This is a genomic window from Mesorhizobium sp. M2A.F.Ca.ET.046.03.2.1, assembly GCF_003952425.1.
In the GTDB taxonomy this organism is placed as follows: Bacteria; Pseudomonadota; Alphaproteobacteria; order Rhizobiales; family Rhizobiaceae; genus Mesorhizobium.
In genome coordinates this window covers 1,645,979-1,672,972 of sequence record NZ_CP034449.1, presented here as the reverse complement: position 1 = coordinate 1,672,972, position 26,994 = coordinate 1,645,979, and the positions used below count along the sequence as shown (strand labels likewise).

The 26,994-nt window shown below is 63.4% G+C and carries 27 protein-coding genes; 5 read left to right on the top strand and 22 right to left on the bottom strand.

The features are described from left to right. Nucleotides 1–30 precede the first annotated feature (30 nt). From ccoS to EJ072_RS07990, 9 genes are all read right to left on the bottom strand, one after another. A complete protein-coding gene (gene ccoS / locus EJ072_RS08030; RefSeq protein WP_126079235.1) occupies nt 31–201 on the bottom strand; it encodes a cbb3-type cytochrome oxidase assembly protein CcoS in 171 nt (56 codons plus the stop codon). Then, a complete protein-coding gene (locus EJ072_RS08025; RefSeq protein WP_126079234.1) occupies nt 198–2,483 on the bottom strand; it encodes a cation-translocating P-type ATPase in 2,286 nt (761 codons plus the stop codon). Before EJ072_RS08025 ends, ccoS begins: the two co-directional genes overlap by 4 nt. After that, nucleotides 2,480–2,992 (bottom strand): FixH family protein, encoded by a 513-nt coding sequence (locus tag EJ072_RS08020; RefSeq protein ID WP_126079233.1) that lies wholly within the window; start codon nt 2,990–2,992, stop codon nt 2,480–2,482. The genes EJ072_RS08025 and EJ072_RS08020 overlap by 4 nt, the downstream gene beginning before the upstream one ends. Further along, entirely contained in the window at nt 2,989–4,548 is a 1,560-nt protein-coding gene (gene ccoG / locus EJ072_RS08015) for a cytochrome c oxidase accessory protein CcoG (RefSeq protein ID WP_126079232.1), read from the bottom strand. Before ccoG ends, EJ072_RS08020 begins: the two co-directional genes overlap by 4 nt. A gap of 171 nt (nt 4,549–4,719) precedes the next feature. Then, complete coding sequence (ccoP, locus tag EJ072_RS08010; RefSeq protein WP_126079231.1) at nt 4,720–5,583, bottom strand: cytochrome-c oxidase, cbb3-type subunit III; 864 nt, start codon at nt 5,581–5,583, stop codon at nt 4,720–4,722. 2 nt (nt 5,584–5,585) lie between these two features. Next, nucleotides 5,586–5,735, bottom strand: a complete 150-nt coding sequence (locus EJ072_RS08005; RefSeq protein ID WP_042647191.1) for a CcoQ/FixQ family Cbb3-type cytochrome c oxidase assembly chaperone — start codon at nt 5,733–5,735, stop codon at nt 5,586–5,588. Nucleotides 5,736–5,747: 12 nt separating this feature from the next. Then, a complete protein-coding gene (ccoO, locus tag EJ072_RS08000) occupies nt 5,748–6,479 on the bottom strand; it encodes a cytochrome-c oxidase, cbb3-type subunit II (protein WP_126079230.1) in 732 nt (243 codons plus the stop codon). Between the two features lie 10 nt (nt 6,480–6,489). Next, nucleotides 6,490–8,100: a cytochrome-c oxidase, cbb3-type subunit I gene (gene ccoN, locus EJ072_RS07995; protein ID WP_126079229.1), complete on the bottom strand. Its 1,611-nt coding sequence runs from the start codon at nt 8,098–8,100 to the stop codon at nt 6,490–6,492. A gap of 237 nt (nt 8,101–8,337) precedes the next feature. Beyond that, complete coding sequence (locus EJ072_RS07990) at nt 8,338–9,051, bottom strand: Crp/Fnr family transcriptional regulator (RefSeq protein ID WP_126083548.1); 714 nt, start codon at nt 9,049–9,051, stop codon at nt 8,338–8,340. Between the two features lie 107 nt (nt 9,052–9,158). Between EJ072_RS07990 and hemN the strand changes: the two genes are divergently transcribed. Next, the gene (gene hemN / locus EJ072_RS07985) at nt 9,159–10,535 is read left to right on the top strand and encodes an oxygen-independent coproporphyrinogen III oxidase (protein WP_126079228.1); all 1,377 of its coding nucleotides are present in this window, start codon (nt 9,159–9,161) and stop codon (nt 10,533–10,535) included. Nucleotides 10,536–10,570: 35 nt separating this feature from the next. Here the strand turns inward: hemN and EJ072_RS07980 are convergent, their stop codons facing one another. The 6 genes from EJ072_RS07980 to EJ072_RS07955 all read right to left on the bottom strand — a co-directional run bounded on the left by EJ072_RS07980 (nt 10,571) and on the right by EJ072_RS07955 (nt 15,744). Further along, on the bottom strand, nt 10,571–11,002 hold the full coding sequence (locus EJ072_RS07980; RefSeq protein WP_126079227.1) for an ion channel: 432 nt from the start codon (nt 11,000–11,002) through the stop codon (nt 10,571–10,573). Nucleotides 11,003–11,192: 190 nt separating this feature from the next. Then, nucleotides 11,193–11,648 carry a group III truncated hemoglobin gene (locus EJ072_RS07975; RefSeq protein WP_126079226.1) on the bottom strand — a complete coding sequence of 152 codons (456 nt, stop codon included), beginning with the start codon at nt 11,646–11,648 and terminating at the stop codon, nt 11,193–11,195. Nucleotides 11,649–11,671: 23 nt separating this feature from the next. After that, nucleotides 11,672–12,535, bottom strand: coding sequence for an SUMF1/EgtB/PvdO family nonheme iron enzyme (locus EJ072_RS07970; protein ID WP_126079225.1), 864 nt, complete (start codon nt 12,533–12,535; stop codon nt 11,672–11,674). A gap of 65 nt (nt 12,536–12,600) precedes the next feature. Then, nucleotides 12,601–13,704, bottom strand: coding sequence for a copper-containing nitrite reductase (nirK, locus tag EJ072_RS07965; RefSeq protein ID WP_126083547.1), 1,104 nt, complete (start codon nt 13,702–13,704; stop codon nt 12,601–12,603). 254 nt (nt 13,705–13,958) lie between these two features. Next, nucleotides 13,959–14,405, bottom strand: a complete 447-nt coding sequence (locus EJ072_RS07960; RefSeq protein ID WP_126062654.1) for a pseudoazurin — start codon at nt 14,403–14,405, stop codon at nt 13,959–13,961. A 142-nt stretch (nt 14,406–14,547) separates the two neighbouring features. Then, nucleotides 14,548–15,744: an NnrS family protein gene (locus EJ072_RS07955; protein WP_126083546.1), complete on the bottom strand. Its 1,197-nt coding sequence runs from the start codon at nt 15,742–15,744 to the stop codon at nt 14,548–14,550. Nucleotides 15,745–15,950: 206 nt separating this feature from the next. Here EJ072_RS07955 and EJ072_RS07950 point away from each other — a divergent pair, with 206 nt between their 5' ends. Continuing rightward, entirely contained in the window at nt 15,951–16,655 is a 705-nt protein-coding gene (locus EJ072_RS07950; protein ID WP_126079224.1) for a Crp/Fnr family transcriptional regulator, read from the top strand. Here EJ072_RS07950 and EJ072_RS07945 read toward each other — a convergent pair. Further along, entirely contained in the window at nt 16,652–16,867 is a 216-nt protein-coding gene (locus EJ072_RS07945; RefSeq protein WP_126083545.1) for a DUF1858 domain-containing protein, read from the bottom strand. The genes EJ072_RS07950 and EJ072_RS07945 overlap by 4 nt on opposite strands. Before the next feature lie 288 nt (nt 16,868–17,155). On the opposite strand from EJ072_RS07945, the gene EJ072_RS07940 reads away from it, so the two are divergent. Next, entirely contained in the window at nt 17,156–19,537 is a 2,382-nt protein-coding gene (locus EJ072_RS07940) for a phosphoketolase family protein (protein ID WP_126079223.1), read from the top strand. A 62-nt stretch (nt 19,538–19,599) separates the two neighbouring features. Further along, a complete protein-coding gene (locus tag EJ072_RS07935) occupies nt 19,600–20,787 on the top strand; it encodes an acetate/propionate family kinase (protein ID WP_126079222.1) in 1,188 nt (395 codons plus the stop codon). A gap of 62 nt (nt 20,788–20,849) precedes the next feature. Here the strand turns inward: EJ072_RS07935 and EJ072_RS07930 are convergent, their stop codons facing one another. Both EJ072_RS07930 and EJ072_RS07925 read right to left on the bottom strand, forming a co-directional pair. Further along, nucleotides 20,850–21,365: a GNAT family N-acetyltransferase gene (locus EJ072_RS07930; protein WP_126079221.1), complete on the bottom strand. Its 516-nt coding sequence runs from the start codon at nt 21,363–21,365 to the stop codon at nt 20,850–20,852. A gap of 46 nt (nt 21,366–21,411) precedes the next feature. Next, nucleotides 21,412–22,056, bottom strand: coding sequence for a helix-turn-helix domain-containing protein (locus tag EJ072_RS07925; RefSeq protein ID WP_126079220.1), 645 nt, complete (start codon nt 22,054–22,056; stop codon nt 21,412–21,414). A gap of 484 nt (nt 22,057–22,540) precedes the next feature. Here EJ072_RS07925 and EJ072_RS07920 point away from each other — a divergent pair, with 484 nt between their 5' ends. After that, nucleotides 22,541–23,524 (top strand): zinc-dependent alcohol dehydrogenase family protein, encoded by a 984-nt coding sequence (locus EJ072_RS07920; protein ID WP_126079219.1) that lies wholly within the window; start codon nt 22,541–22,543, stop codon nt 23,522–23,524. 150 nt (nt 23,525–23,674) lie between these two features. Here EJ072_RS07920 and EJ072_RS07915 read toward each other — a convergent pair whose 3' ends face one another. The 4 genes from EJ072_RS07915 to EJ072_RS07900 form a co-directional block, all read right to left on the bottom strand. Continuing rightward, nucleotides 23,675–24,061, bottom strand: coding sequence for a hypothetical protein (locus EJ072_RS07915; protein ID WP_126079218.1), 387 nt, complete (start codon nt 24,059–24,061; stop codon nt 23,675–23,677). Nucleotides 24,062–24,141: 80 nt separating this feature from the next. Then, nucleotides 24,142–24,591, bottom strand: coding sequence for a thioredoxin TrxC (gene trxC, locus EJ072_RS07910; RefSeq protein ID WP_126079217.1), 450 nt, complete (start codon nt 24,589–24,591; stop codon nt 24,142–24,144). After that, nucleotides 24,588–26,459 (bottom strand): heavy metal translocating P-type ATPase, encoded by a 1,872-nt coding sequence (locus EJ072_RS07905; protein WP_126079216.1) that lies wholly within the window; start codon nt 26,457–26,459, stop codon nt 24,588–24,590. The genes trxC and EJ072_RS07905 overlap by 4 nt, the downstream gene beginning before the upstream one ends. A gap of 8 nt (nt 26,460–26,467) precedes the next feature. Continuing rightward, nucleotides 26,468–26,854, bottom strand: coding sequence for a DUF302 domain-containing protein (locus tag EJ072_RS07900; RefSeq protein WP_126079215.1), 387 nt, complete (start codon nt 26,852–26,854; stop codon nt 26,468–26,470). Nucleotides 26,855–26,994: the final 140 nt, after the last annotated feature.

Sequence of the window (26,994 nt, the reverse complement as noted above, 5' to 3'; positions counted from 1 at the left end):
ACGTCGGCGGCAACGCCGCCTTGATCTACGTCAGTTTGATCGCGGGGCTTCCTTGTCTCGCGTATCGGGTTCGATCAGTATCCGCTCGGCGGCTCCGTCGAGATCCTCGTATTGGCCACTGCGCAAGGCCCACAGGAAGCCGGACAGACCGAGAGCGCCGAGGAACAGGGCCACTGGAATGAGATAGACGAGCGTGGTCATGGGTGCGCCGCTTCGATGGCGTCGCTGCGGCGCCTGGCGGGAGCGGCTTCAGGAGCCGCTTTCGCCGTCGTCTGAAGCCGCATCGCATTTGCGATCACGATCAGCGAGGAAGCGCTCATCGCGATCGCCGCAATCAGCGGCGTCACATGTCCGAGGATGGCGATCGGCACGGCGAACGCGTTGTAGATGATCGCGATTGCGATGTTCTGGCGGATGAGCCGGCCTGCCTTGCGCGAAACATCCAGGGCGAGCGGTACCGCCAGCAGGCTCTCGCGCAGGAAGACGAAATCCGCGGCCTGGCGGCCGATGTCGGCCGCGGTCGCCGGAGCCATCGAGACATGCGCGGCGCCGAGCGCCGGCGTGTCGTTGAGGCCGTCGCCCACCATCAGCACCTTGTGACCGGCGCGAGCCAGCGCCTCGATCCTCTCGACCTTGCCCGATGGCAGCAGGGCCGGCACGAAATTCTCGATGCCCAAGGCTCCCGCCGCCTCGCCGCAGGCTCTCGCGGTGTCGCCGGAAAGCATCTCGACCGAGATGCCGGCGTCCTTCAACCGTTCCACCGTCGCCTTCGCATCGGCGCGCGTGGCATCCTCGAAGGCGAAGCATGCGACGATCCTGCCATTCTTCGCGAGGACCGTGCCGCCAAGGCCGCCATACCGCCCTTCACCGCCGGTGCGGGCCTTCCATCCGGCCCAGCCGCGCCGGCCAAGGCGCCAGATATCGCCGCCCGCGGACGCTTCGATGCCGAAGCCCGGCTCCTCCTGCACGCGGTCGAATTGGGTTCGATCGCGAACGCTGCCATAGGCCGCCAGCGCCTTCGAGAACGGGTGCCGGGAATGCGCCGCCAGATCTGCCGCGATCGCCAGCATGGCCGGATCGATCGACGCCGCATTGACGAGCCTGGGCAGCCCCAGAGTGAGCGTCCCGGTCTTGTCGAACACAGCCGCGTCGATCGCCGCGAGACGCTCCATCGCCGAACCATCCTTGACCATGACGCCAGCCTCGAACAGGCGCCGGGCCGCCACCACCTGGACGATCGGAACCGCGAGGCCGAGCGCGCACGGGCAGGTGATGATGAGCACGGCGATCGCGATGGTCATGGCGCGGTGCCAATCGCCGGACGCAACCATCCAGCCGAGGAAGGTGACGAAGGCCGCCAGATGGACCACGGGTGCGTAGAGTGCCGATACCCGGTCGGCGATCCGCCTGTAGCGCGAGCGGCCACCCTCGGCGGCTTCCATCAGCCGGATCATTTCCGCCAAGAAGGAATCCTTCGCTGCGGCGCTAGCCTGCATCGTCAGCGGACCCGTCAAGTTCAGCGTGCCGGCCTGGACGTGCGTGCCGGCGCTCACGGCTTTCGGCGCGCTCTCGCCGGAGACGATCGAGCAATCGAGGTCGGAATTCCCGCTGACGATATCGCCGTCGACCGGGATCCGCTCGCCGGCCGCAATGAGCAGGCGCATTCCCCGAGCGAGTTCGGCGACGGGCACGTATTCGCGTATTCCGTCGTCCCGCAGGACCACTGCCCCTCGCGCGGCAAGCCGCGATAGGCCATTGACCGCGGTTCGCGCCCGCTCGCGCATCACGTGATCCAGCGTGCGCCCGATCAGCAGGAAGAAGAGCAGCGACACCGAGGCGTCGAAATAGGCGTGCTCGCCGTGATTGATGGTCTCGTAGAGGCTCATCGTGTAGGCGAGGGAAACGCCCACCGCGATCGGCACGTCCATGTTCATGCGGCCATGGCGCAGCGCGTTCGCAGCCGAGCGAAAGTAGATCCCGCCGGCGAAGGCGAGCGCCGGGATGGCGATCAGCGCGGACAGCCAATGGAACAGATCGCGAGTCGGGCCTTCCGCGCCGGACCAGACCGATACCGAGAGCAGCATGATATTGCCGGCCGCGAAGCCCGCCACGGCGACAGCGCGGATCAGCTCCGAGAGCGTCCTGTCCTTCTCGTGAATTTCCGGGTCGAACAGGTGCGCCTGATAGCCGAGCCGGCCGAGCACGGCGAAGAATGGCGGGACGATGTCGCCGCGCCAGCGGATCGACACACGCTTCGTCGACAGGTTGACGCGAGCGGACACGACATTCTCGACCGAGCCGAGCGCCGCCTCGATCGTCTGAATGCAAGCTCCGCAGTGAACCGTCGGCACCGACAGGTCGGTCTGGTGGATGTCGCCGCCCAGGGAGCGGCTGGCCAACTTGATCTCCTCGCTCGACGGCGATGCGGATGTCGCGGCAGCGACCTCCAACGCCATTTCAGCTCCAGGCGCGCAGCAGCTCATTGCAGGGCTCCATTCGAGATCATGACACGGCGGACATCGCGGAACGGCGACGCCAGCCCGGCATCCGCATCGATCTCCACGATCCAGACGCCGTTCCTGGGCGTGTGCCGGACAGCAAATGCGTCCGCGTTCCCGGCAGTGCCGGCCACCGCGGCAAGTGTCAGGGCTTCGTCCTCGGCCTCGTAGGCCGGGTGGCGGAACAGCACCTTGACGCCGCGCAGCGGCACCGGCTTGCCCTGGCTGTCGACAAGGCTGTAACGGACCTCGCCGGAAGCGACGCTCAGCTTGCCTGTCCAGCCCAGCGCCGCCTGCGCCCTGCCTTTCCTGGCTTCTTCGTTGAACTGCTGGCTTGCGACATAGGTGTTCTCGACGACGAGGCCGGTCCAGCTCTTCTGGGCAAGCGTGGCCATGGTGACATTGACCCCGATCACCACCGCGAAGAACGCCAGAATGGAGACCAACATATGCTTGCCGGTGAACTCGCGCGGCTTCGGCATTTCGGCGCTCATCTGCTGTTCTCCGGGGCATTGAAAGTTGCAGTGTATTCGGCGGTTTCGGAACTTGCCGTGTCGTCGATGCGGAATTCGAAACTCTGCGCCGGCTTCCTGATCTGATCGGCCGGTTGCCGGACGAAGACCTTCAGCGTCTTCAGCCGGTCGGGCTCGACCGGGATGGAGAAGGAGCGGCTCGCGGGCTGGTCGATGCCCACGATGCTCATCTCACCGCCGTCGAGGCCGTGCAGCGTGATCTCGACCGTCCTCGGCTCGGGTATCATGTTGAGCAGCTTGACCGTATAGCCGTTGCGGATCGAGCCGTCCGAGAGCGTCACGAACTGCGGATTGCGATCATGCAGGACGTTGAGCTCCAGCCGTTCGCGCGTCAGCAGCGAACAGACGAGCACCAGGCCGATCGCCGACCACACGCCGAGATAGATGTAGGTGCGCAACCGGAAGATCTTGCCCAGGTGGAAATGTGCCAGGCCGTCGGCGAAGCTGCCGCTCGGCGTCCTCACCAGCGCCGGATTGACCGGGCCGGTGCCTCCGGATGTGGCCAACGCCATGTTGGCGTTGTAGTCAGCCAGCGTCTCGTAGGAGATCAGCCCGCGTTCCCGGCCGAGCTTGTCCATGACGCTGTCGCAGGCGTCGATGCAAAGGGCGCACGTGATGCATTCCAGCTGCTGGCCGTCGCGGATGTCGATTCCCATGGGGCAGACGGCGACACAGGCGTTGCAGTCGACGCAGTCGCCGACCGATTGCCCGGCGGCCGAGGCCTTCTTGGCGTGGCGCGAGCGCGGCTCGCCGCGCCAGTCGTTATACGTCACCGTCAGCGAGTTTTCGTCGAGCATGGCGGCCTGGATGCGCGGCCACGGGCACATATAGGTGCAGACCTGCTCGCGCATCAGCCCGCCGAGCACATAGGTGGTGCCGGTGAGCACCGCGATCGTGGCATAGGCGATGGGCGCCGCCGTGCCGGTGACGACTTCGCCGAGCAGCTTCGGCGCATCGGCGAAGTAGAAGATCCAGGCCCCGCCCGTGGCCACAGCGATGACAAGCCAGATGGCGTGCTTGGAGACGCGCAGGAAAAGCTTGCGGGCGCTCCAGGGAGCGGCGTCCAGCTTCATGCGGGCATTGCGATCGCCCTCAATTGCGCGTTCGACGACAAGGAACAGGTCGACCCAGACTGTCTGGGGGCAGGTATAGCCGCACCAGGCTCGCCCGACCGTCGATGTGATCAGGAAAAGACCGACGCCCGCCATCATCAGAAGGCCGGCGACGTAGTAGAATTCCTGCGGCCAGATTTCGATGAAGAAGAAGTAGAAACGGCGGTTCGCCAGGTCGATGAGAACGGCCTGGTCGGGAGCGAAAGGCCCCCGATCCCAGCGCAGCCAGGGGGTCAGGTAATAGATGCCGAGCGTGATCGCCATCACCAGCCATTTGAACTGGCGGAAACGACCGGAGGCGCGCTTCGGAAAGATTTTCTTGCGCGCGGCGTAGAGCGGCTGTCGCGTCTTCGCGGAGTTGACCGCTTCGGCCTCGAGCCGTTCTACCTGCGACTGATCCAGCACGACGATCTCCAATCACGGCGAAATGATGCCGCCTTCTTTCCGGCAATCTCGCAATCGCGCGGGCGCGTCGCGTTGATGCAGGTCAAATTGAGCCATCAAAAAGCAAGTCGAGGCCCGGCACGGCCGGGCCTCGTCGCTTGAACGGCTGAGGGCCGAGAATAGGCCCCGCTCCTATTCTCCGCCGCCAAGCGAATGGACATAGACAGCCAGCTCCTTGACCGTCGTCTCGCCGAGACGGCCGACCCAGGCAGGCATCACCCCGTTCTTCGGGGCTCGCACCTGGGCAGCAATCGCGGCCTCGCCGGAACCGTGGAGCCAGATGGCATCCGTCAGATCAGGTGCTCCGAGGTCGCGGTTGCCCTTAGCGTTCTCGCCATGGCAGGCGGCGCAATTGTCCGCGAAAACCTTGGCGCCGGGCTCGATCAGACTCTTGTCCTGTACCGGTCCGGAAAGGCTCGCCACATAGGCGCTGACCTGGGCGATCTGTTCCGGCTTGAGCACGTCGGCAAAGGCGGTCATCTCGGACTGACGGGTGTCGGGGTCCGCTGCGAAGCGGATGCCGTGCGTGATCGTCTGCTGGATCTCCTCCGCCTTGCCGCCCCAGAGCCAATCGTCATCGTTGAGGTTCGGAAACCCTGTCGATCCTTGCGCGCCGGAGCCGTGGCACTGCACGCAATTCACCTTGAACGCCGCGCCGCCGGCGGCGACGGCGAACTCGCGCAACGTGTCGTCAGCGGCGATTTCCGAAACGGTCTTGGACTGTATTGCCGTGACGTATTTGGCCTTGGCGGCGTCAGCCGCGGCCATCTCGTTCTTGACGGCATTGCGGCTGGAGAAGCCCAGGACGCCCCTGGTGGCGGAACTCAGCATCGGCCAGGCGGGATAGGCAATCGTGTAAGCGAGCGCCCAGGCCACGGTGATGTAGAAGGTGATCACCCACCAGCGCGGCAGAGGATTGTTGAGCTCCTTGATACCGTCCCATTCATGGCCGGTCGTCGTGATGCCCGAGATTTCGTCGATATGCTCGTTGCTCATGATCAATCGTCCTGGAGAGGAATTTTAGCGGCGTCGTCGGCATGCTTTCTGCCACCCGGACGCAGCGCGAAGACAATGCAGCCGACAAAGAACAAAGCCATGGCAAGCAGGCCCCAACTGTCGGCGAACTCCCGCATCAAGTTGTATTCCATCGGTTGCCCTCCTCAGCGGTAGCCGGCTGCTTCGTCGTAGTTCTTGAAATCGACCAGGGTGCCGAGCATCTGGAGATAGGCTACGAGAGCATCCATCTCGGTGACCTGTTGCGGGTTGCCGTCGAAGTCGCCGATCTTGGCCTTGGGGTAGCGTTTCTCCAGGCCGGTCGTGTCGGCATTGGGATCGGCCTGCGCCGTCAGGTCGGCGTTTGCGTTGGCGACCATGTCGTCGGAGTAGGGCACCCCGACGCGCCTGTTCGCAACCAGATGCGTCGAGAAATCCTTCACCTCGATCGGCGTGTCTTTCAAGAAGGCGTAGTTCGGCATGACCGATTCCGGCACCACGGAGCGCGGGTCGGCAAGATGCTGAACTTGCCAGCTGTTGGAGTAGCGATCGCCGACGCGAGCAAGATCCGGTCCGGTTCGCTTGGATCCCCACTGGAAGGGGTGGTCGTACATCGACTCGGCCGCCAGGCTGTAATGGCCGTAGCGTTCCACCTCGTCGCGGAACGGCCGGATCATCTGGCTGTGGCAGAGATAGCATCCCTCGCGTACATAGATGTTGCGTCCGGCAAGCTCCAGCGGGGTGTAGGGCCGCATGCCCTCGACCTTCTCGATCGTGTTGTCGAGATAGAAGAGCGGCGCGATCTCGACGATGCCGCCAACGGTCACGACCAGCAGGGATCCGACGAGAAGAAGCGTCGCGTTCTTCTCGATCAGCGCGTGTTTGTCTATCAGGCCCATGTCTGGCTCCTTATTCGGCAGGCTGGAGGGCGGGGGCGGAACCCGGCAAAGGCTGCTCTTTGCGCTGGTAGCCACGGATGGTCATGGTGATGTTCCAGGCCATGATCAGCATGCCGGCCAGGTACATGGCGCCGCCCGCGGCGCGCATGATGTAGTAGGGATGCATCGCGGCGACCGTCTCGGCGAAGGAATAGACGAGGAAACCCTGCTCGTCGTATTCGCGCCACATGAGCCCCTGCATGATGCCCGAGACCCACATCACCGCCGCGTAGACAACGATGCCGAGCGTCGCCAGCCAGAAGTGCCAGGTGACGAGGCGCATCGAATAGAGCCGCTCGCGGTTCCAGAGCTTGGGCACCATGTAGTAGATCGCGCCGAAGCTGATCAGGCCGACCCAGCCGAGCGCGCCCGAATGGACGTGGCCGATTGTCCAGTCCGTGTAGTGCGACAGCGAGTTGACCGTCTTGATCGACATCATCGGCCCTTCGAAGGTCGACATGCCGTAGAAGGCGATGGCCGCCACCATCATGCGGACGATCGGGTCGGTGCGGATCTTGTCCCAGGCGCCGGAGAGGGTCATGAGGCCGTTGATCATGCCGCCCCAGGACGGCATCCACAGCATGATCGAGAACACCATGCCGAGCGTCTGCGCCCAGTCGGGCAGGGCGGTGTAATGGAGGTGGTGCGGTCCTGCCCAGATATAGAGGAAGATCAGCGCCCAGAAGTGGATGATCGACAGCCGGTAGGAATAGACCGGGCGGTTCACCTGCTTGGGCACGAAGTAGTACATCATGCCGAGGAAGCCCGCCGTCAGGAAGAAACCGACCGCATTATGGCCGTACCACCACTGCGTCAGCGCGTCCTGAACACCCGAGAATGCCGAGTAGCTCTTCGAGCCGAGGAACGAGACCGGCATCGTCAGGTTGTTGACGACATGCAGCATCGCGATGGTGACGATGAAGGACAGGTAGAACCAGTTGGCGACGTAGATATGCGGTTCCTTGCGCTTCAGAATGGTGCCGAGGAAAAGGATCAGATACGCGACCCAGACGATCGTCAGCCAGAGGTCGACATACCATTCCGGCTCGGCATATTCGCGGCCTTCGGTGATGCCCAGCAGATAGCCGGTCGCGGCCATGAGGATGAACAGCTGATAGCCCCAGAAGACGAACCAGGCGAGATTGCCGCCGAACAGCCTCGCGCGGGACGTGCGCTGCACGACATACATGGATGTGCACAGAAGGGCGTTGCCGCCAAAGGCGAAGATCACACCGGAGGTATGAAGCGGCCGCAGCCGGCCGAAATTGAACCAGGGCCCGATGTTAAGCTGAGGGTATGCAAGCTCCAGCGCGATGATCAAGCCGACCAGCATGCCGACGACGCCCCAGAACACCGTCGCAATGGCGCCGTAGCGGATCGGACCATCCATGTAGGCGGATGGGTCGATCGGCGCCGCGGGCTTGAAATCCGTAGTGCGCAGCAGGACCGCGGTGAATCCAGCCACGGCCAAGAACAAAACCCACATGTGCTGGCGAAAAGGTTCATCCACCCCGAAGCCGGCGGCTACGAGGGCGCCAAAGGCGAACAGGCTTAGAAGGACGATCTCCGTGCCAAATTTCATCGCAAGTCCCCGATCTCGTCTCGAAAGTTCCGGCGGAAATACCCGCCCGAGGCACCTTTTCGAGATTTCCCGGCCCCCCGGCCTTGATCCAGGTCAAACGCGCACTGCTTTTATTTGGAGGGCGTCGGAAACTGATCCCGCTTCAGGCAGGGACGCCAGCGAAACGACCTGCAAGGCCGAACCTTGGGGTCATGGTGAGGTCAAGCAAGCGAAGGCTCGCAGGAGGATCGTCGCCGGTCAGTCGCCGCAGCGTTCCTCGAGCTGAGCCATGCTTGCGAGGCTGATCTGCCGCTTGTTGACGATCCGGATCGTGCCGTCGGACCGCAACCTGGACAGTTCCCGGCTGACCGTCTCGATGGTCAACCCGAGAAAATCGGCGATATCGGTGCGTGTCAGCGGCAGGTCGAAGCTTATCGGGCTCGCCGGATGGTGCGCGGGATTGGTGTTTCTGGCGACCATGAGGAGGAAGCTTGCGACCTTCTCGGACGCGGTCTTGCGCCCCAGCGCCGCCATCCAGTCGCGTGCTTCGTCGAGCTCGTTCAGCGTATGCTTCAGCAGCAGACGTCCAAGCTCCGGCATCTCGTTTGCCATCCGATCGATGATTGCCTTTGGAAACGAGCAGAGCGCCACATTCGTCAAGGCTTCGGCCCTGATCGGCTTCTTTGCCTCGAACGGCCTGCCCAGGAAATCGGGCGCGAAATGGAACCCGACAATCTGCTGACGACCATCCGAGAGATTTCTCGTGAGCTTGACCACGCCGGACAGAAGATTGGAGTAGGTTCCGTCGTCGGGCAGTTCCGTGCCTGCCGGAACCTCATGCCTGGAGGAGGCTTTGGCCAACTCGGCGAGTTGGCGGGCGTTGAAGGCGCCGCATAATCCATCCTGCCGCGCTTCGCAGGATTTGCAAATTGCGGGGACGTCTGCTTGCTGAACATCCTGTCTGGCGGTCATTGCGACGCCCGTGGTCAAATAGGAGCGGCAATCTGCCCGGGTTTTGACCTGAGTCGCCTTGATCGAGATCAAGGTTTTGCCGGCGTCGTTCGGGCAGTTTGACCGTCATGACCCCGCCCGCCGCTCCCATCGATCCGCCGCGCCCAGCTCCGACCGTGAGCCCTGGCGACAACGTGCCGCGTTACACGAGCTATCCGACGGCGCCGCATTTTCATCCGGGCGTTGACGCGGTCACGGTTCGCGGGTGGATTGACGCGCTCGAAGGCGATGACGAGATATCGCTGTATCTCCATATTCCCTATTGCGATCGGCTGTGCTGGTTCTGTGCCTGCCATACCAAGCAGACACGTCACTATGCGCCCGTGGCCACTTTCCTTCGCTCCCTCCACAAGGAGATCGAAACGGTCGGCCTCGTCAGCGGCCGCGGCAGGGTCCGCGCCGTTCATTTCGGTGGCGGCTCCCCGACAATGCTGAAGCCCGACGACATCCTCATGCTCGGAAAGGCGTTGCGGGATCAATTCGACTTCCTCGGCGATGCCAGCCTCAGCGTCGAGATCGACCCCAATGACATGGACGAGGGTCGGCTGGACGCGTTTGCCGCGATCGGCATGACAAGGGCGAGCCTGGGTGTCCAGGATTTCGATCCCAAGGTGCAGAAGGCGATCAATCGCGAGCAGAGTTTCGCGCTGACCAAGAGCATTGTCGATGCGGTGCGGGCGCGGGGCGTCACGTCCGTCAACCTCGACCTGCTTTACGGCCTGCCGCATCAGACCGGCAAGAGCGTCGCGGCGACCGTTGCCCAGGCGCTGACCTTGGCGCCGGACAGGCTTGCCCTGTTCGGCTACGCGCATGTGCCGTGGTTCAAGAAGCATCAGACGATGATCGATGAAGCCTGGCTGCCCGATTCCGTCGCGCGCCTGGCGCAGTCACAGCTTGCCGCGCAGCTGATTGTCGATGCCGGCTACGAGGCATTGGGATTGGACCATTTCGCGAAGCCCGGGGACACGCTGGCGGTTGCCGCCCGCGCCGGCAAGATCCGCCGCAATTTCCAGGGCTACACCGAGGACCAGTGCGAAACCCTGATCGGTCTCGGCCCCTCGTCGATCAGCCGGTATCGCCAGGGCCATGCACAAAACATCGTTGCGACGGGTGAATACCAGAAAGCCGTGGATTCGGGAGAGCTGGCGATAACGCGCGGCATAGAATTCAGCGTCGAAGATGAGGCGCGTGGCTGGGTCATCGAGCGCCTGATGTGCAACTTCGCCTTCTCGGCGGTGGAGCTTGTCGACCGCTTTGGAAATGTCGGCCAAAGGCTGCTTTGCGAAGCGAGCCGACTGGCCATCGGCGGGGCGGGCCAGCTTCTTCGGCTGGAAGGCGAGAACTTCGTCGTGCCGGCGGCAAGCCGTCCGCTTGTCCGCACGGTGGCGGCGAAATTCGACAAATACCTCAGCAACGGAACCGGCAGGCATTCGGTGGCGGTTTGAATAGGCTTCAGTTTGAATAGGCTTCAGGTGGGGGGTCAGAAATGCTCGCCCACCCTGAACGGCCCGACACGGGTCCCGGCCGCGATCAGATAGGCTGTCGACCAGCCGATCAGCAGAAAGCCGTTGATGCCTTCCAGGGCCGCCAGCACGCGCCAGCCATGAGCCGGCACGACATCGCCATATCCGACCGTCGAAAAGGTGATGGTCGAAAAGTAAAGCGCCGTCTCGAAATCGCTGAAGATTCCGAGCAGCCGGTAGATCCCGGCCCATAGCCAGACTTCCGCCGTCATGACAGCGAAAAGCCCCATCACGACCGTGATCATGGCGATGACCCGGCTGCGCCTCCCGTGCATCCGGAACAGCGCAACGAGTCGGGACATCACGTAAGTGATCGCGATAAGGCCGAAAGTGTGGATCAGGACCGTCAGGCTGATGACGATCGTGCCGACGAAAAGATTGAGGATCATCGCGGAAATCAGGGGCTTGAACAGCTACAGTCCATCACAGTCCATGTGCGGAATCAAACCGGATGTCAGCTCGGTGGATTGCTCCCTGCTTGCCGGTCACTTGGAGCAAGGAAACGGCGAAACCGCTCCATCCCCGCGTTTTAGAAAATTGCGAACGAACAGCTATGGCGAGGGGTGCGAACCTGACCGCTCACACTTTTCCCGAAACGTCTCTGGCGGCAGGGCCGAGGTGGAAGAACATGGCGAGCCTGAGGCTCGTCGCTATCCTTTCCGCTCGCTCGACGAACACCGCCGCGATCTCGGGAGCGAACAGGCGGGATGCCGTCTCGCCGAAGAGAGCCAGCCAAATCCCGAAGTCTGCTTCGGTCACGTCCTTGAGCTTCAGATGGGCCGGCACAGGTCGGCCATGGTAGTCGCCGCTCTTCAAGATGACGGAACACCAGAAGTCCGTCATCTTCTCCAGATGGGGCTCCCAGTCAACGGCGATTTCCCGGGCGAAGATAGGCCCGAGCCGCTCATCCTTTCTCACCCTGGAATAGAACTCGCGCACCAGCACCCCGATCGAGGCCCGGTCCACGCCGGGGCGGGCCAGGGGCTGTTCGGCGACGGGGCGCACTCTGTCAAGCAGGGCCGGCTTCGAAGTCATCTAAGTTCCTTTTTGTGGGGCAGTCAGGTGAGGCCCAATCGGCGAAGCGCGGCCTGCAGGAAGTCGCCGCGTTCATGGACCAGGCGAAACCCGAGATTGTCCGGCGGAGTTCCGACCGCGCAGCCGCCGCTTTTGCCGTCGCGGATGAAGTTCGACATGTAGGTGCGGTGGAACCCCTCCACAACGTGCACGCCGCAATTGGTGAGCGAACTGGCAACGCCATCGCTGGTCATCGTCACATGGGCGTAGCAGGTCGATGTCCATTCCCAGACATTGCCGGCAATATCCGCAACGCCCTTTGAGTTGATTCCGAATGCCCCGAGAGGACGCGGTTCAGGATCCGCTTTACGGCCGAGCGCCGCCTCGTTGCGGTATTGGGTGAGCCATCGCCTCGCCGGATCCGCCGGGTCGCCGTCGCCCCCCTCGATGTCGGGCCGAAACCGCTCGCTAGCTGCATAGGCCCACTCTACGTTGGTGGGCAGCCGCCAGGTTTCACCCGTTTTTGCCGACAGCCAATTCGCGTAAGCCTGGGCATCGAGGAAGCTGACGCCCGTCACCGGAACGTTGCCGACGAGACGCGAGTCGGCAGGTTTGCAGGCGCCGTCCGAAACGCAAAGGTCATAGTCCGACGCCGTCACCTGGAACTTCATGATTTCCAGTGGCGTGTCGATGGTTTCCTTCGCCACGGGTGCGGGTACGGGATGATTGTCCCGGAGGAACTCACCAGGCTGCGGATTTTCGAGTGATCCGGGCGCCAGGGCGACCAGCTTCGCCACGGCAGCTGGAACCCGCGAGGGCGTCGCCCCGTCGATCGCATTGCTGACGCCGAGAGCGATGAGGGCGGCGGCCGCGATCGTTCCCAATGTGAAGACAGGATCGAAGGACATGCTCAAGCTCCGCTAGCGGCTGCGACCCGCCGATATCGCCGGCGGGTCGCAGGTCGATCGACCTTCTATGAGGCAATCGCCTTGGGAGCCTCGACCTGCATCATCAGATCGTCGTCCCATTTTCCGTCCACCGTGAAGTGCGCAGTCGCGCCGAGCTCTACGGCCTCGATGAGATTGTGATTGACGTAGGCGTAGACGCCCGGCTGCCGGAACGCGTAGAGCGCCGCGCCCGCCGATCCACCCCGGATGAACCAAGTTTCGAGATCCTTGGCGGGGGGATTGCCGAACTTTCCGTGTTCCCAGACGAAGTCGCCATGGCCGCCGATCAGGTGCGGACGGGTGTCGCGATTGGCCTGCGAGTGGACGATGAGCACCGTCTCTCCGACCTTGGCCTTCATGGCGTTTTCGCCGGTCAGCGATCCAGCCTTGCCGTTGAAAACGACATGCGTCGGGACAAGGCCGCGCATCACTTTCACGGTGTCGTCGTAGTTGTCGCCGGCCGAGTCGTACTTCTTGAACTTTCCCTGCTCGTCGCGCGGGATGTAGAAGTCGTTCTCGCCGATATAGTAAATGCGGTCGTAGCGTACGGGCTTGCCCTTTTCGTCCCTCAGGCCATCGCGCGGCAGGACCATCACCGCCCCGCTCATCCCCGACACCACGTGCCAGGGGATCATCGCCCCGCCAGGTGCGCAATGATAGACGAATGTGCCGGACCGGGTCGCCTTGAAGCGCAGCGTCACCTGCTCGCCGGGGTTGATCAGCGTCAGCGCACCGCCGCCGAGCCCGCCGGTCGCCGCATGGAAGTCGATATTGTGGGCGAGCGTGTTGGTGTCGGGGTTGATCAAGGTCAGCTCGAGATAGTCGCCCTCATGCACGACCATGAGCGGGCCCGGAATGGAACCGTTGTAGGTCATGGCGTTGAGCTGAGTGCCGTCGGCGTCGATGACCATCGGCTTCTCTTCGATCTTCATGGTGAACTCGACGATCTTGGGGCCGCCCTTGCCCACCTGGTCGTGAGCGTGCACGAAAGGCGGCGCGACAAGCGTGACCTTTTCGCGCGGCAGCTCTGCCACATCCGTCACGGCCGCCATCGCCGGCGTCGAGCCGATGGCGGCAACAGCGGCGGCGGTAAGAACAGAACCCAGCAAAGCTTCGCGTCTCGTAAGCATCATAACCTCTCCTCATTTCAATCATTTCGATATCGTCAGAATATCGACTTCGAAAATCTCGTCTTTGCGCTTGCGCAAACCTGTGACAGGTGCAGTTGCTCTTTGTTGAGGAGTTTGCTTCTACAGGAAGGCCAGATAGGCACACCGCGCACACGCGGCCGACAAAAAGATGGCCGGGCAGGACCTCTCCCAAGGTCTGCCCGGCCCGTGCCTCCGGCCCGCCATTGCCGGAGGCAGCCCCCCATGCTGTCGGATCAGTTCGAAGCGGCTTTGGTCGCCTCGGCGAACAGCTCGGCAAAGACGGGCTTTGCCTTGCCGATCTGTTTGACGGCTTCTGCCGCCTCCAGGTTGACCGGCTTGCCGACGACGATCAGCGCCACCATGCCCATGCCGTAGTGGGGAGCGCATTTCACGCCATAGACACCTTCCTTGGTGAGGGTGACCGTGATCTCCTCGCTCGCCTTGCCCTTGAAGGGCTCGGCGCCGTCCGGAAGCATTCCATTGATGACCTCGGCATTGTGGGTCTTGTCGGTCGGCACAAACTTGATCGTGTCGCCGGGCGCCGCCCGGACGAAGTTGGGCTGGAAGACCATCGCGCCCTTTTCACCCTTGTTCAGCATCTGGACGACATGTTCTTCGGCATTCGCGGCGCCGGCCATCGAGAGCAACGCGACCGCCGCGGCAATGAGGGGCAGTTTCATCGGAGAGTTCCTTTCTTGTTTCACCACGGCATCTACCGTCGCGCGCTTTTAGATCGTCGGAGGACGTGGCGATTTGCGCTAGCTCAAATGCCGCGACGAAAGTGATGGCGCGGAACATGATGGTCAGTGTCGGCCCAAGCGTTCATTCAGCGTTGTTACGCGCTTGCCGGCGTGGCCGCGTGAGCATTCCGCCAAAGAACACGGCGTAGCCGACGAAAGCGGTAACCCATAGCGCCGCCGAGACATGCAGGAGGATCGGAGCGCCGGGAGCCATGGCCGCAGCTATGCGCAGGATGGCAGCGATGACGATCGCAACGAAGATCGCACGCGTTCCGGCGCCTGCCGCCAGTTCGCGGCCTGTGTAGCCGAGAGAGGCGCGGGTCATCACGGCCAGCGTCATGCAGGCCACCGCTCCAACGGCAAATGCGTGAATGCCCGCCGCCGCTGGAACGACACCTGGTGCGAGGACGGTCAGTCCGGCAAGCAGCAGGCCTAGCGGCGCAAAGACGAAGGCAATATGCAGGATCAGCACCAACGGATCGCCCAGTGTCCGATCGCCCGCCCAGCGGGCAAGCCGAACACTATTGAAGACCGCTCCCGCGATCAGAAGCGCGCCGGTTGCAAGACTGGCGGGAAAGAAGGTCCAGGCCGCGAGGCCGACGGCGGACAGCGCGATCGTTCCGATGTCGAACTTGCCAAATGATGCCGGAATCCGGCCGGGGTTCTCGCGCACCAGCCAATTGCGGGTGAAGCTGGGGACTATTCGCCCGCCTACGATCATGATGAGGACGACGACCGCTCCAAGACCCAGGCGGCGGCTCATGTCGGAGATGCCTTGGTAATGCGCTTCAACATGAAATATGACGTTTGCCGCAAATAGGGTCGCGACTGGCAGCAGCACCTTGAGGTTCCGCCAGTTCCGTCCGGCGATGATCTCCGTTGTGGCGGCCGCAACCACCGCTAGAAGAAAAGAGCAGTCTATGGCCGCGCTCAGCAGCCATCCGGTTTCCGCGGAAAGGAACACGGCCGCCCGACCGGCAACCCAGAGCAACACCAGCGCAAGGAGGCGAAAGTCCTGAACGGGAAGCCGGCCGGTCCAGTTCGGAATTGCGGTCAGCAGGAAGCCGGTCACGACCGCCGGCAGGTAGCCGAAAAGCAACTCATGAATATGCCAGTCCACGGGCAGGAATGTGCTGAAGGTTACCAGCCTGCCGTAATAGAGGGGCAGCCACAGCAGCATCGCAATGGCGGCCTGGAGCGAGCCCAGAAGGAAGAATGGCCGGAACCCGTAGGAGAGAATTGCCGGATAGGCGCTTGGCCGCGTCCGTGGAATTGCCATGACATGCCCCATTGAAAACCAGGCAAGACGCCTGCTGGGCCGCTTTTATCTGGGCTCTGAGGTCCGGAATTTGCCTCAGCGCAAACAAGGGAGTGATCGCCTTGCCACACCGAGGGGGAGGCTTCACTTGTCGACGGGCGGTCGTCCGTGACACAGTCAGGCAGAGCCTGAACGCATCGCAGCGTTGAAGTTGGGGAGGAAGGCAGTTGGCAAGCCTTGATCGATCGCTGATTGCCGGACTGCCTGTCTTCGAGGGGATCGCCTCCGCGGACCTGGATCGCATAATCGGACAGGCAAGGTCCATTCGCATCGCCAAGGATCAGCCGGTTTTCGAGCAGGAGCAGGAGGCCCATTCGTTCTTCCTTCTGCTCGACGGCCATGTGCGCGTGGTGAAATCGACTCCGGATGGTCATGAGGTGACCGTGCGATACATAAGCCCGGGCGAATTGATGGGGATCGCCAGCGCGCTGGGCCGGACGACCTATCCGGCGAATGCCCTTGCGGCGGTCGATTGCGTGGCGCTCGCCTGGCCGAGCCAGCTCTGGGCTACATTCGCGGCGAGCTACCCGAGCTTCAGCGCCAATGCCTACAAGGCGGTGGGAATAAGGCTGCAGGATGCTCATGCTCGCGTCATCGAGATGTCCACCGAGCAGGTGGAGCAGCGCGTTGCGCATGCCTTGCTGAAGCTGATCAAGCAGTCGGGGAAAAAGACCGAGGCAGGCATCATGATCGACTTCCCCATTTCACGCCAAGACGTTGCCGAGATGACAGGCACCACGCTTCACACGGTCAGCCGGCTGCTTTCCGCCTGGGAAGACCAGGGGTTGGTCAAGAGCGGGCGACAAAGGGTGGTCGTGGTCGAACCCCATCGCCTCCTCGTCATCGCTGAAGGCCGCTCGGCAAAGGGCTAGCCCGCTCCGCCGGCGTCGATGGCCGCCTCCAGGTCGCAGCGAAGCTGATCCTCGTCCAGGTCATGCTCGCGTGCCGCGTCCGAAACGGTGTGGAAGGAAGCGATCGGGCAGCCGACGCACAACATTCCGTGCTGGAGGACGACACGAACAGCCGCCGGCGCCTCGCGCATGATCCCATCCATCGTCGCATCGTCATTCAATTTGCGTTTCATCTTGTCTGTCCGCATTTTGCGAACAACTATCCTGACGGGTCTTTTCAATGCGTTAGTTGCTCTGAAGCAAAGAAGCCGCTGTCTTGTCTCGCGTGATGCAGTTTTGTGATGCTGTTTGGAGCCGCGGCCGGCTTGCCTCGGCATTTTGCGATGGATCAAAGCCCGCCGGCCCCCTGCCGGATAGATCGAAGGCGCACCCGGTCCTGACATGGACCGGTCATGAACCGGTGGCAGCGTTGATGCGTTGTGTTTCATCCGCATCGGTTCAACCCAGCGAAGGAGTCGGAAATGACCGAGCATCCCAGCGCCAATCGTTTGTCCGCGCAGGAACTGCAAGACATCGATGCCTACTGGCGTGCCGCCAACTACCTGACCATCGGGCAGATCTATCTGCTCGACAATCCGCTGCTTCGCGAACCCCTTCGGCTGGAGCATGTCAAGCCAAGGCTGCTCGGCCACTGGGGGACCTCGCCTGGTCTCAGCTTCATCTATGCGCATCTCAATCGTGCCATCAAGCAACGCGACGCCAATGTCATCTATGTCTGCGGTCCCGGCCATGGCGGGCCGGCGATGGTGGCCAACACCTATCTCGAGGGCACCTACAGCGAGACCAATCCGGACATTGCGCTGGGCGAGGCCGGAATGAAGAAGCTCTTCCGCCAGTTCTCGTTTCCTGGCGGCATCCCGAGCCATGCGGCGCCTGATGTGCCCGGCTCGATCCATGAAGGCGGCGAGCTTGGCTACGCCCTCTCGCACGCTTATGGAGCGGCCTTCGACAACCCGGACCTTGTCGTCGCCTGCGTCGTCGGCGACGGCGAGGCGGAAACCGGGCCGCTCGCCACCTCCTGGCATTCCAACAAGTTCCTCAACCCGGCGCTTGACGGCGCGGTGCTGCCGATCCTCCACCTCAACGGCTACAAGATCGCCAATCCCACCATTCTGGCCCGTATCCCCGAGGAAGAGCTGCGTGCGCTGTTCGTCGGCTATGGTTACGAGCCGCTGTTCGTCGAAGGTGACGATCCGGCGTTGATGCATGAGCGGATGGCGGTCGTGCTCGACGATGCGCTCGACCGCATCAAGGCGATCCAGGATGCGGCCCGCGGCGGCGCGAAGACCGCGCAGCCGCGGCCGAAATGGCCGATGATCGTGCTACGAAGCCCGAAGGGCTGGACCGGTCCGAAGGAGGTCGACGGGCTGAAGACCGAGGGATTCTGGCGCGCCCACCAGGTCCCGCTTTCCGGCCTGGCCGAGAACCCAGAGCATCTGAGGATGCTTGAGGCGTGGATGAGAAGCTACCGGCCCGAAGAGCTTTTCGACGCCGCCGGCGCACCCCTGGCCGCGATCCGCGCCACCGCGCCGCAAGGTGACAGGCGCATGAGCGCCAATCCGAATGCCAATGGCGGCCTGCTGCGGCGGTCTCTCGAACTGCCTGGCCTGGATGAGCACGCTGTCCCGGTCGAGCGGCCCGGCGGCGTCAAGGCGGAGTCGACCCGTGTCATGGGCCGCTTCCTGCGCGACGTCATGACGTTGAACCGGGCTGCCAGGAATTTCCGCATCGTCGGCCCCGACGAGACGGCCTCGAACCGGTGGCAGGACGTCTTCGAGGTGACGGAGCGCGCCTGGATGGAAGAGATCGTTCCCGAGGATGTCCACCTGGCGCGGGAAGGCAGGGTTCTGGAAATTCTATCCGAGCATACGTGCCAGGGTTGGCTGGAAGGTTACCTGCTCACCGGGCGCCACGGCTTCTTCTCCTGCTACGAGGCCTTCACGCACATCGTCGATTCCATGTTCAACCAGCATGCGAAATGGCTGGATGCCTGCCGCAAGCTCCCCTGGCGGCGGCCGATCGCTTCGCTGAACTATCTGTTGTCCAGCCATGTCTGGCAGCAGGAGCACAATGGCTTCAGCCATCAGGATCCAGGCTTCATCGACGTGGCGCTGAACAAGAAGGCGGACGTCGTGCGCGTCTACCTGCCGGCGGACGCCAACAGCCTGCTTTGCGTGACCGACCATGTGCTTAAGACATGGAACCGCATCAACGTCATCGTCGCCGGCAAGGCCAATTCCTGGCAGTGGCTGTCCATCGACGAGGCGAAAGTCCACTGCGGCGCCGGCATTGGGATATGGGAATGGGCGTCGACCGACGGCGGCGCCGAGCCGGATGTGGTGATGGCCTGCGCCGGCGACGTGCCGACGCTCGAGACCCTGGCCGCCGTTCAGATCCTGAGGCGCCACATTCCCGACCTCAAGGTCCGTGTGGTGAACATTGTCGATCTGATGACGCTGCAGCCGAAGGAACATCACCCGCACGGGCTGTCGGACCATGAGTTCGACGCGTTGTTCACCAGGGACAAGCCTGTCATCTTCGCCTATCACGGCTATCCGTGGACGATCCACCGCCTGACCTACCGGCGGACCAATCACGACAACATCCATGTGCGCGGCTACAATGAGGAAGGGACGACGACGACGCCGTTCGACATGACCGTGCTGAACGGGCTCGACCGCTATCATCTCGTGCTCGGCGTGCTCGACCGCATTCCCGAGCCGGCCGGCGCGCACATCCAGCTGAGGCAGGCCATGGAAGGCAAGCTGATCGAGCACGCAGCCTATATCCGCAAGCACGGGCAGGACATGCCCGAGATACTCGGCTGGAAGTGGGAGCGGTAATCGATGACGAGGCGCCGGGCCGAGAGGATCGGGCTTGCAAAAGCGGCGGGGACCGGCCGGCCATGACCGACGCAATTCTCGTCCTCAATGGCGGCTCATCGAGCCTGAAGTTCGCCGTCTTCCAATGGCGCGACGAGCTCCATCTGCTGGTGCGCGGCAGCGTCTCGTCGATCGGCGAGCGGCCCCGGCTCCACGTCGCGCCCACGGCAATGACGCCGTCATTCGACAGGAGCCTTGGCGAACAGCCGATCTCCATCGGCACGGCGTTCGAAGCCGTTGCGTCCTATCTTGCGGACCGCGGCCTCCTGCGCCGGGTGGGCCGGGTCGGACATCGCATCGTGCATGGCGGCCGGGAGTTTGTCCGCGCAATGCTGCTCGACGAGCGCACGCTCGGTGCCTTGCGCAGGCTGGAGCCGCTCGCCCCGATTCATCAGGCGATCAACCTGGAGCTCGTCGACCTGGCCAGCCGCCTCCTGCCCGGCACCATGCAGGTCGGCTGCTTCGATACGGCCTTCCACGCGGCGCAGCCCGAGCACGCAAGGCTTTATGGCCTGCCGCATGAGATGGCGGAGCAAGGCATCGTCTCCTACGGCTTCCATGGGCTCTCCTACAGCCATATCGCCAGCGAGCTCAACAACCGTTATGGCGCCGCCGCCGGCGGCCGGACGATCGTTGCCCATCTCGGCAGCGGTGCGAGCCTGTGCGCGATGAAGGCAGGCGTAAGCCACGCCACCACCATGGGCTTCTCGACGCTTGACGGCCTGGTCATGAGCACGCGTTGCGGCGCGATCGATCCCGGCATCCTCCTGCACCTTCTGCAGGACCGGAAGCTGTCGTCGGACGAACTTGCCGACCTGCTCTATCAGCGATCCGGTCTGCTCGGGGTATCCGGCATCTCGGGAAACATGCAGACGCTGCTTGCATCGAAAGACCCGGCGGCGATGCGCGCCGTCGATCTCTTCGTCTATCGTGTCGGGCGCGAGATCGGATCGCTTGCCGCGGCGATTGGCGGGCTCGACACCATCGTGTTCACGGCGGGCATCGGCGAGCATGCGCCCGCGATCCGGCAGAGCATCTGCGAAGCCGCGGGATGGCTGGGCGTCGGGCTCGACGAGGAGTTGAACGCGCATGGCGAAGAACTGATCAGCGCCCCGGATTCCCTGGTCGACGTGCTTGTCATTCCCGCCGACGAGGAACGTGCGGTGGCCGCTGAGTTGCTCGGCTTCGAAGGCTTCGAAGGCAAAGACTAAATGATATCGCCCGGAAGCGCGCGGCGCTCCCGGGCGATATCATCAAACAAATGCGACTCGCCTCAGCCCGGCAACGAGGCGCCGAGCTTCCGCTGAACCAGGACGAGCGTCGGGTCGTCGGGATCCGTCGTGACGATGAAGCCCATCTCGCGCTCGAGTTCGATCGCTGCGCGGTTTTCGCGGCTCTCGATCGATTCGATGGTCTCTATCCCATGATCGTCGGCATAACGCGCGACATAGCCGAGAAATTCCCAGCTGACGCCGAGATGCTTGCGATCCTCGCGGATGCAGATGGCGACTTCGCCATGCCGATCGGCCGGGTCCGCGGCGAGGGTCGCCACCGCAATCAGCATTCCGTCGGTGGAGAAGGCGAGAAAATTATGGACGTGCGGATCGTCGGATCGGGTCATCGCCACAAGCCGCTCATGCGAGACTTCCTTCACGGCTCCGAGGAAGCGGAAGCGCAGATCCTCCGGTGTCACATGGGTAAAGAACTCGGCGACGATCGGCTCATCGTCGGGACGCGCTCGACGCACCTCGAAGCGAAATCCGGTGTGGGTCGTAAGCATGGTTTTCATTTTCAGCCCCTTTTCAGGATTGATGCGCGGGATTGGCGCAATGGCCTCATTCACCCATTGCCAGCAGCGTGTCGCGTTTCAGAATTTCGATGCTGCGCAGGCTGAGCAGGCGGATCACGCCCTTCTCTTTCAGGCGGGTGAAGACCCGCGACACGGTTTCGATGGTGAGGCCGAGATAGTCGCCGATGTCGTTGCGCGACATAGGCAGTTCCACCTGCCGCAGCCCGCCCTGACGCTCCGACATTTCGACGAGGAACGCCGCGACGCGCTCGATGGCGTTCTGGCGGCCGAGCACCAGGAGATGTTCCTGCGCCCGAGTCAGGCCTTTGAGCGCCAGAGGCAGGAGCTGACGCGACATGTCCGTGCCTGACGGAGCGCGGAAGACCCGGACACCAGTCGCGTTGATCGCCTCGGCGAAGAAGTGATGGGTGACGTCGGCCTCGAAACCGAAGGTCTCTCCCGCCAGGTGGAATGCGCTGATCTGCCTGCGACCGTCGGCGAGCAGGCGGTAGATGCGAACCGCGCCGAATTCGACTTGATAGAGCGCGCCGGCCTTTTCGCCCTGGGCATAGATTTCAGCGCCTGCCGTGAAGAAGCTGACCGGCGTCGCCGGCCCTTCGAAGGCTGGCGCGGGGCTCTGATGGGGAAGATAGGACGGCAGGTCGATCTTGGCGGAGGCTTGAGCGTACATGGATGTGGTCCCAGTGAATTTGTGACAACAGCAATCGCCCAAATCCAGCCATGCCGAAATTCGGTTATGTCCCTACGGGAAACTACTTAGTGCGATCCCAGATCACCCTGCCGAGCCAGACATGTCGAGCAGGCCGCCTGGCACGTCCGCCAACTGGGTCCGCGATTGACCACGATCAAGGCCGGCATGACTTGACTCGGCATTGTTTGGCCGGAGCAACCAGGGGAAACCGACCATGAACTCCGAGATGATTGAAATCTGGACCGGGATACTCGGCCTTGCCTATCTTGCCGCGCAGGCCTTTATTTCGAGATGCTCCGTGCCAGGAAGCACGTCCGAGCAAGGCACGGTCATGCCCGGCCGTATCCGGACAGGATAAGGCGCTCGCGATAGGAAAGGATGCCGGACCAGCGCGGTTTCATTCTTTCGTGCCGTGGGAAAGCCGGTCCGTTCCAGTCTGTCTTCCGAGAAACGGGGAAGCGTGATGAAGGCAATGGTGCTGGAAAAGCCCGGTACGCTCCTGAATCTCGTCGACCGTCCGGATCCCTTGCCGGGGGCGGGCGAGATCAGGCTCAAGGTGGTGGCATGCGCGGTATGTCGCACCGACCTGCACGTCGTGGACGGTGACTTGCCATCGCCAAAGCTGCCGCTCGTGCCGGGCCACGAAATCGTCGGCATCGTCGATCTTGTCGGTGAAGGCGTATCGCGAGCCCGGCTTGGGCAGAGGGTAGGCGTTCCGTGGCTGGGGCACACGTGCGGACATTGTCCCTATTGCAACGCCGGCGCCGAAAACCTCTGCGACCAGCCGCTCTTCACCGGCTACACGCGCGACGGCGGCTTCGCCAGTCATGTCGTTGCCGACGAGCATTTCGCCTTCGAGCTCGATGCCGCCGCGGATCCGGTGTCGCTGGCGCCGCTCCTGTGCGCTGGTCTGATCGGCTGGCGCTGTCTCAAGAAGGCCGGCGATGGCCGCCGGCTGGGCATCTTTGGCTTCGGCGCCGCCGCGCATATCATCACGCAGGTCGCAATCTGGCAGGGACGTGAGATCTTTGCCTTCACGCGGCCTGGCGACATCCAGGCACAGGAATTCGCGCGCTCATTGGGCGTTGCCTGGGCAGGGGCGTCCGATGAATTGCCTTCGGTCGAACTTGACGCCGCGATCATTTTCGCGCCGGTCGGCGAACTGGTGCCGGCCGCGTTGCGGGCTGTCCGCAAGGGCGGCCGGGTGGTCTGCGGCGGCATCCATATGAGCGACATTCCATCGATGCCCTACAGGCTTCTGTGGGAAGAACGGGAATTGGTGTCGGTCGCCAACCTGACCCGCCGGGACCCCGAGGAGTTCTTTCCGATCGCGAGGGACGCCCGGGTGCGCACGCACACAAAGGTCTATCCGCTGGAGCGGGCGAACCAGGCGCTGGATGATTTGCGCATGGGCAGGCTGAGTGGCGCCGCCGTCCTTAAGCCTTGACGGTCCTGGACCGCGCGTTCGCCTAGCCGTGGCATCTGCTTTAGCCGGTTCGTCCCTGGCCGGCAGAGTCGGTCAGGGGCGGGTCGGGATGGCCGATGAAAACAGGCACGCAGCGCGACATTCTTCTCCCGGACGGCTTGCCGAGCTGCGCTATGGCTGCTCGACCCGGGCCACCTGGTAGGTGTGCATGGCCCCGTTGCGCTTGATCGAGACGTACTCGCCAGTGAGGAAGCGCTCCTCGCCGAGATGAAAGCCGACCTCGTCGTCACGATCGCTTTCGGCGTAATCGAAATACCATTGGCCACCCGGCTTGCGCCGCAGGCGGCCGACAAGATCGTCCTCGCCGGTGCGGAAGCGGCGGACGCGGCAGAAGCCCTTGTGCGATTTCCACTCCTCCGCGTCCAGCCGTCCCTCATTGGTGAGCGGTGCGAGCACATCGTAGCCTTCCTCGCGGTCTCCTTCCGGATGACCTTTTTCGCGTGCGAGAAGCAGGCGGATGTTCCTGAATTTCGGGGTGAGGTCGTGCAAGCTGGTCATGGCAGACTCCTTCGAGGCCATTCCTATCGCGGCGATCGGAGGTGACCTTGATCAAGGTCAAACGGGCATCGGCTCGCGGCTCAACTGGTGCCTGTCGGCACATGACCGCGAACCCAATTGACGATCTGGCCGGCACTCATCGCCCCCGATACGCGCGCGATTTCCCGCTGGCGGTGAAACAGGATCACGGTGGGGATACCGCGAATGCCCAGCCTCGCCGCGATGGCCTGCTCCTTGTCGGAATTCAGCTTGACCAGCCGGATGCGAGGCTCCAGCGCCTTGGCGGCGGCCTCATAGGCCGGCGCCATCATCTTGCAGGGACCGCACCACGGAGCCCAGACGTCGACCAGGACGGGCAGGCTGCCGCGCCCGATCTGACGGTCGAAGTTCGCTGCGTCGATGTCCTGCGGGACCCCGGAAAACAGCCGGGCGCCGCATTTTCCGCATTGCGCTTCGGCGCTGTTTCGGTTCGGCGGCAGGCGGTTGACCACGCCGCATTTGGTGCAAACCACCAGATTCTCCTGCGTCATGACGTTCTCCCATTTCGATCGTGGCCGAGACGCCCGTCGCCAAGGGCCCGCAGCGCATTGACGATGACGGCGACGTCTATGCCCTCTTGCAGCAGTGCTCCCGCCACCGGCGTTATATGCCCCATGGCGGCCGCGATCATCGCCGCGCCCGAGAGCCCCAGCCCGACGACGATGCTCTGCAGGGCGATCCCGCGCGTGCGCCTGGCGATACGCAATGCTTCCGCGACAGGTTCCAGCCTGTCGGTCAGCACGACCACGTCCGCCGCCTCGGACGAAGCTGTCCCGCCGCGGGCTCCCATGGCAATGCCTACGGTCGCCGCGGCAAGGGCAGGCGCATCGTTGATGCCGTCGCCGACCATCATCGTCGGCGCCGCAGCCTTTTCGGCCTCGACTGTCCCAACCTTGTCGGCCGGCGTGGCGTTGGCGAAGACGGCATCAAGATCGAGCGAAGCGGAGACCTTTTCGGCCGCCGCGCCGTCATCGCCAGTCAGCATGACTATCCGGGTGACGCCTGCCGAACGCAAAGCCTCGACAGTGCCGGGCGCATCCTCGCGTATGGCGTCTCCGAATGTGAAAACAGCGGCAAGCCGGCCATCGATGGCCACAAACACCCTGAGCACCTGCGTGTCGCGATACCGGCTCTCTCCGCTCTCCGCCCAGTTGGGCAATGGCCCGTTTCCAAGAACCAGCGGCCTCGATCCGGCCACGACCGACATCCCATCCACCTGACCTTCAAGGCCTTCTCCCCGATGCTCGCGGACATCACAGGGTTGGGAAAGCAAAAGGTTCCCATGGCGGGCAATGCGGACAATCGAATCCGCAAGAACGTGGTGCGAAGCCTGTTCAAGCGAGGCGAGCAGCCGCAGCGGTTCATCGGTTCCCTGGCCTGGAGCGACGTCGATCTCGATCAACTCGGCGCCGCCGAGCGTCAGGGTCCCCGTCTTGTCGAAGATCGCGGTGCGTATCTGGGCAAGCGCCTCCAGCGCCGCGCTGCCCTTCATGAGGATGCCGGCGCGGGCGGCACGCGACACACCGCCGATGAATGCGACGGGCGCCGCGAGGATCAGCGGGCAGGGCGTCGCGACCACCAGGACGGCGAGAGCGCGGATCGGATCACCGGAAAGATACCAGGCGATGGCGGCGATCAGCAGCGTGGCCGGAAGCAAGAGCAGGGCAAAACGGTCGGCAATGCGTATGAGCGGCGCCTTGGCGGTTTGCGCGGCGGCGACCATGCGCACGATCGCGGCGTAGGTGCTTTTGTCAGCGATAGCCGAGGCCCGCATGACAAAGACCTCGCCGACATTGACGGTGCCGCTGCGCAATGCGTCGCCGGCGCCGCGCCGCTCCGGCAGGGGCTCTCCGGTGACCGTCGACTCATCGACCTGGGCCGAGGCGTCGATCAGGACGCCGTCCACGGGCAGCAATTCGCCGGCGCGCACCAGAAGCTCGTCGCCGACCGCCACCTGGTCGATCGCGACAGTTTCGGTGCCATGTGCGGATTTCCGGTGCGCCACACGCGGCGCCCTGTCGGTCAGAGCCCTGAGATTCCGCTCCGCCCGGCCGCGTGCCAGATCTTCAAGCACGGTGCCACCGGCATACATGATGGCGACGACCACCGCCGCCAAGGCCTGCCCAAGCAGCAGCGCCGCCGACATCGAAACCAGCGCGATCGTGTCGACGCCGACCCGGCCGATCCAGAAATCTCGCAGGATCGAGATGGCAAGCGCCGCCACGACGGGCAGCGTTGCCGCTGTCCAGATCGTATCGGGCGAGGCGATGTCGATACCGTTTCGCCAGACGCCCAGTCCGAGCGCCAGGCCGAGAACGGCTATGATCAGCAGCGCGCGCCGCAGCACGGATTCGTTCATGACGGCTGTCAAAGCTCGTCGATCATTTCCCGCAGCAAAAGCCGGACATCCTTTGCCGTCGCGGCAAGTTGCGGGTTGTCGATCGCTCCCATCGCCACCATCGGATCGACCGCCGCCACCTCGGTCTTGCCGGGGGCGGTCTCGGTCGCGATCACGTTACAGGGCAGCATCGCGCCGATCTTGTCCTCGGCCTGCAGCGCGCGCCATGCGAAATGCGGATTGCAGGCACCGAGGATCATATATGGCTTGAAGTCGACGCCCAGCTTGACCTTCATCGTGTGCTGGACATCGATCCTCGTCAGGATGCCGAAGCCCTTGCCGGCAAGCTTTCTGGTGACGTGTTCGATCGCCGCCGCGAACGGCATGTCGAGGCTCTTGCTGAAGTAATAGCTCATCGGATCCTCCTTCCATGGCGATCTTCGCCAGCAGCGACAGCTTGAGGGCAGTAGCTAGCCGCCGGGGTCGGATGGCGCTTTGATCCAGCGCAATGAATGCTAGCCGCCTTCGGTGAATGTGGCGGCAAGGAGTTCTCCAG

Excerpts from the sequence above, each read along its gene's own strand:
- ccoS (WP_126079235.1), bottom strand. The coding sequence starts at position 201 with ATGACCACGCTCGTCTATCTCATTCCAGTGGCCCTGTTCCTCGGCGCT.
- EJ072_RS08025 (WP_126079234.1), bottom strand. The coding sequence starts at position 2,483 with ATGAGCTGCTGCGCGCCTGGAGCTGAAATGGCGTTGGAGGTCGCTGCC.
- EJ072_RS08020 (WP_126079233.1), bottom strand. The coding sequence starts at position 2,992 with ATGAGCGCCGAAATGCCGAAGCCGCGCGAGTTCACCGGCAAGCATATG.
- ccoP (WP_126079231.1), bottom strand. The coding sequence starts at position 5,583 with ATGAGCAACGAGCATATCGACGAAATCTCGGGCATCACGACGACCGGC.
- EJ072_RS08005 (WP_042647191.1), bottom strand. The coding sequence starts at position 5,735 with ATGGAATACAACTTGATGCGGGAGTTCGCCGACAGTTGGGGCCTGCTT.
- ccoO (WP_126079230.1), bottom strand. The coding sequence starts at position 6,479 with ATGGGCCTGATAGACAAACACGCGCTGATCGAGAAGAACGCGACGCTT.
- ccoN (WP_126079229.1), bottom strand. The coding sequence starts at position 8,100 with ATGAAATTTGGCACGGAGATCGTCCTTCTAAGCCTGTTCGCCTTTGGC.
- EJ072_RS07990 (WP_126083548.1), bottom strand. The coding sequence starts at position 9,051 with ATGACCGCCAGACAGGATGTTCAGCAAGCAGACGTCCCCGCAATTTGC.
- hemN (WP_126079228.1), top strand. The coding sequence starts at position 9,159 with ATGACCCCGCCCGCCGCTCCCATCGATCCGCCGCGCCCAGCTCCGACC.
- EJ072_RS07980 (WP_126079227.1), bottom strand. The coding sequence starts at position 11,002 with ATGATCCTCAATCTTTTCGTCGGCACGATCGTCATCAGCCTGACGGTC.
- EJ072_RS07975 (WP_126079226.1), bottom strand. The coding sequence starts at position 11,648 with ATGACTTCGAAGCCGGCCCTGCTTGACAGAGTGCGCCCCGTCGCCGAA.
- EJ072_RS07970 (WP_126079225.1), bottom strand. The coding sequence starts at position 12,535 with ATGTCCTTCGATCCTGTCTTCACATTGGGAACGATCGCGGCCGCCGCC.
- nirK (WP_126083547.1), bottom strand. The coding sequence starts at position 13,704 with ATGCTTACGAGACGCGAAGCTTTGCTGGGTTCTGTTCTTACCGCCGCC.
- EJ072_RS07960 (WP_126062654.1), bottom strand. The coding sequence starts at position 14,405 with ATGAAACTGCCCCTCATTGCCGCGGCGGTCGCGTTGCTCTCGATGGCC.
- EJ072_RS07955 (WP_126083546.1), bottom strand. The coding sequence starts at position 15,744 with ATGGCAATTCCACGGACGCGGCCAAGCGCCTATCCGGCAATTCTCTCC.
- EJ072_RS07945 (WP_126083545.1), bottom strand. The coding sequence starts at position 16,867 with ATGAAACGCAAATTGAATGACGATGCGACGATGGATGGGATCATGCGC.
- EJ072_RS07940 (WP_126079223.1), top strand. The coding sequence starts at position 17,156 with ATGACCGAGCATCCCAGCGCCAATCGTTTGTCCGCGCAGGAACTGCAA.
- EJ072_RS07935 (WP_126079222.1), top strand. The coding sequence starts at position 19,600 with ATGACCGACGCAATTCTCGTCCTCAATGGCGGCTCATCGAGCCTGAAG.
- EJ072_RS07930 (WP_126079221.1), bottom strand. The coding sequence starts at position 21,365 with ATGAAAACCATGCTTACGACCCACACCGGATTTCGCTTCGAGGTGCGT.
- EJ072_RS07925 (WP_126079220.1), bottom strand. The coding sequence starts at position 22,056 with ATGTACGCTCAAGCCTCCGCCAAGATCGACCTGCCGTCCTATCTTCCC.
- EJ072_RS07920 (WP_126079219.1), top strand. The coding sequence starts at position 22,541 with ATGAAGGCAATGGTGCTGGAAAAGCCCGGTACGCTCCTGAATCTCGTC.
- EJ072_RS07915 (WP_126079218.1), bottom strand. The coding sequence starts at position 24,061 with ATGACCAGCTTGCACGACCTCACCCCGAAATTCAGGAACATCCGCCTG.
- trxC (WP_126079217.1), bottom strand. The coding sequence starts at position 24,591 with ATGACGCAGGAGAATCTGGTGGTTTGCACCAAATGCGGCGTGGTCAAC.
- EJ072_RS07905 (WP_126079216.1), bottom strand. The coding sequence starts at position 26,459 with ATGAACGAATCCGTGCTGCGGCGCGCGCTGCTGATCATAGCCGTTCTC.
- EJ072_RS07900 (WP_126079215.1), bottom strand. The coding sequence starts at position 26,854 with ATGAGCTATTACTTCAGCAAGAGCCTCGACATGCCGTTCGCGGCGGCG.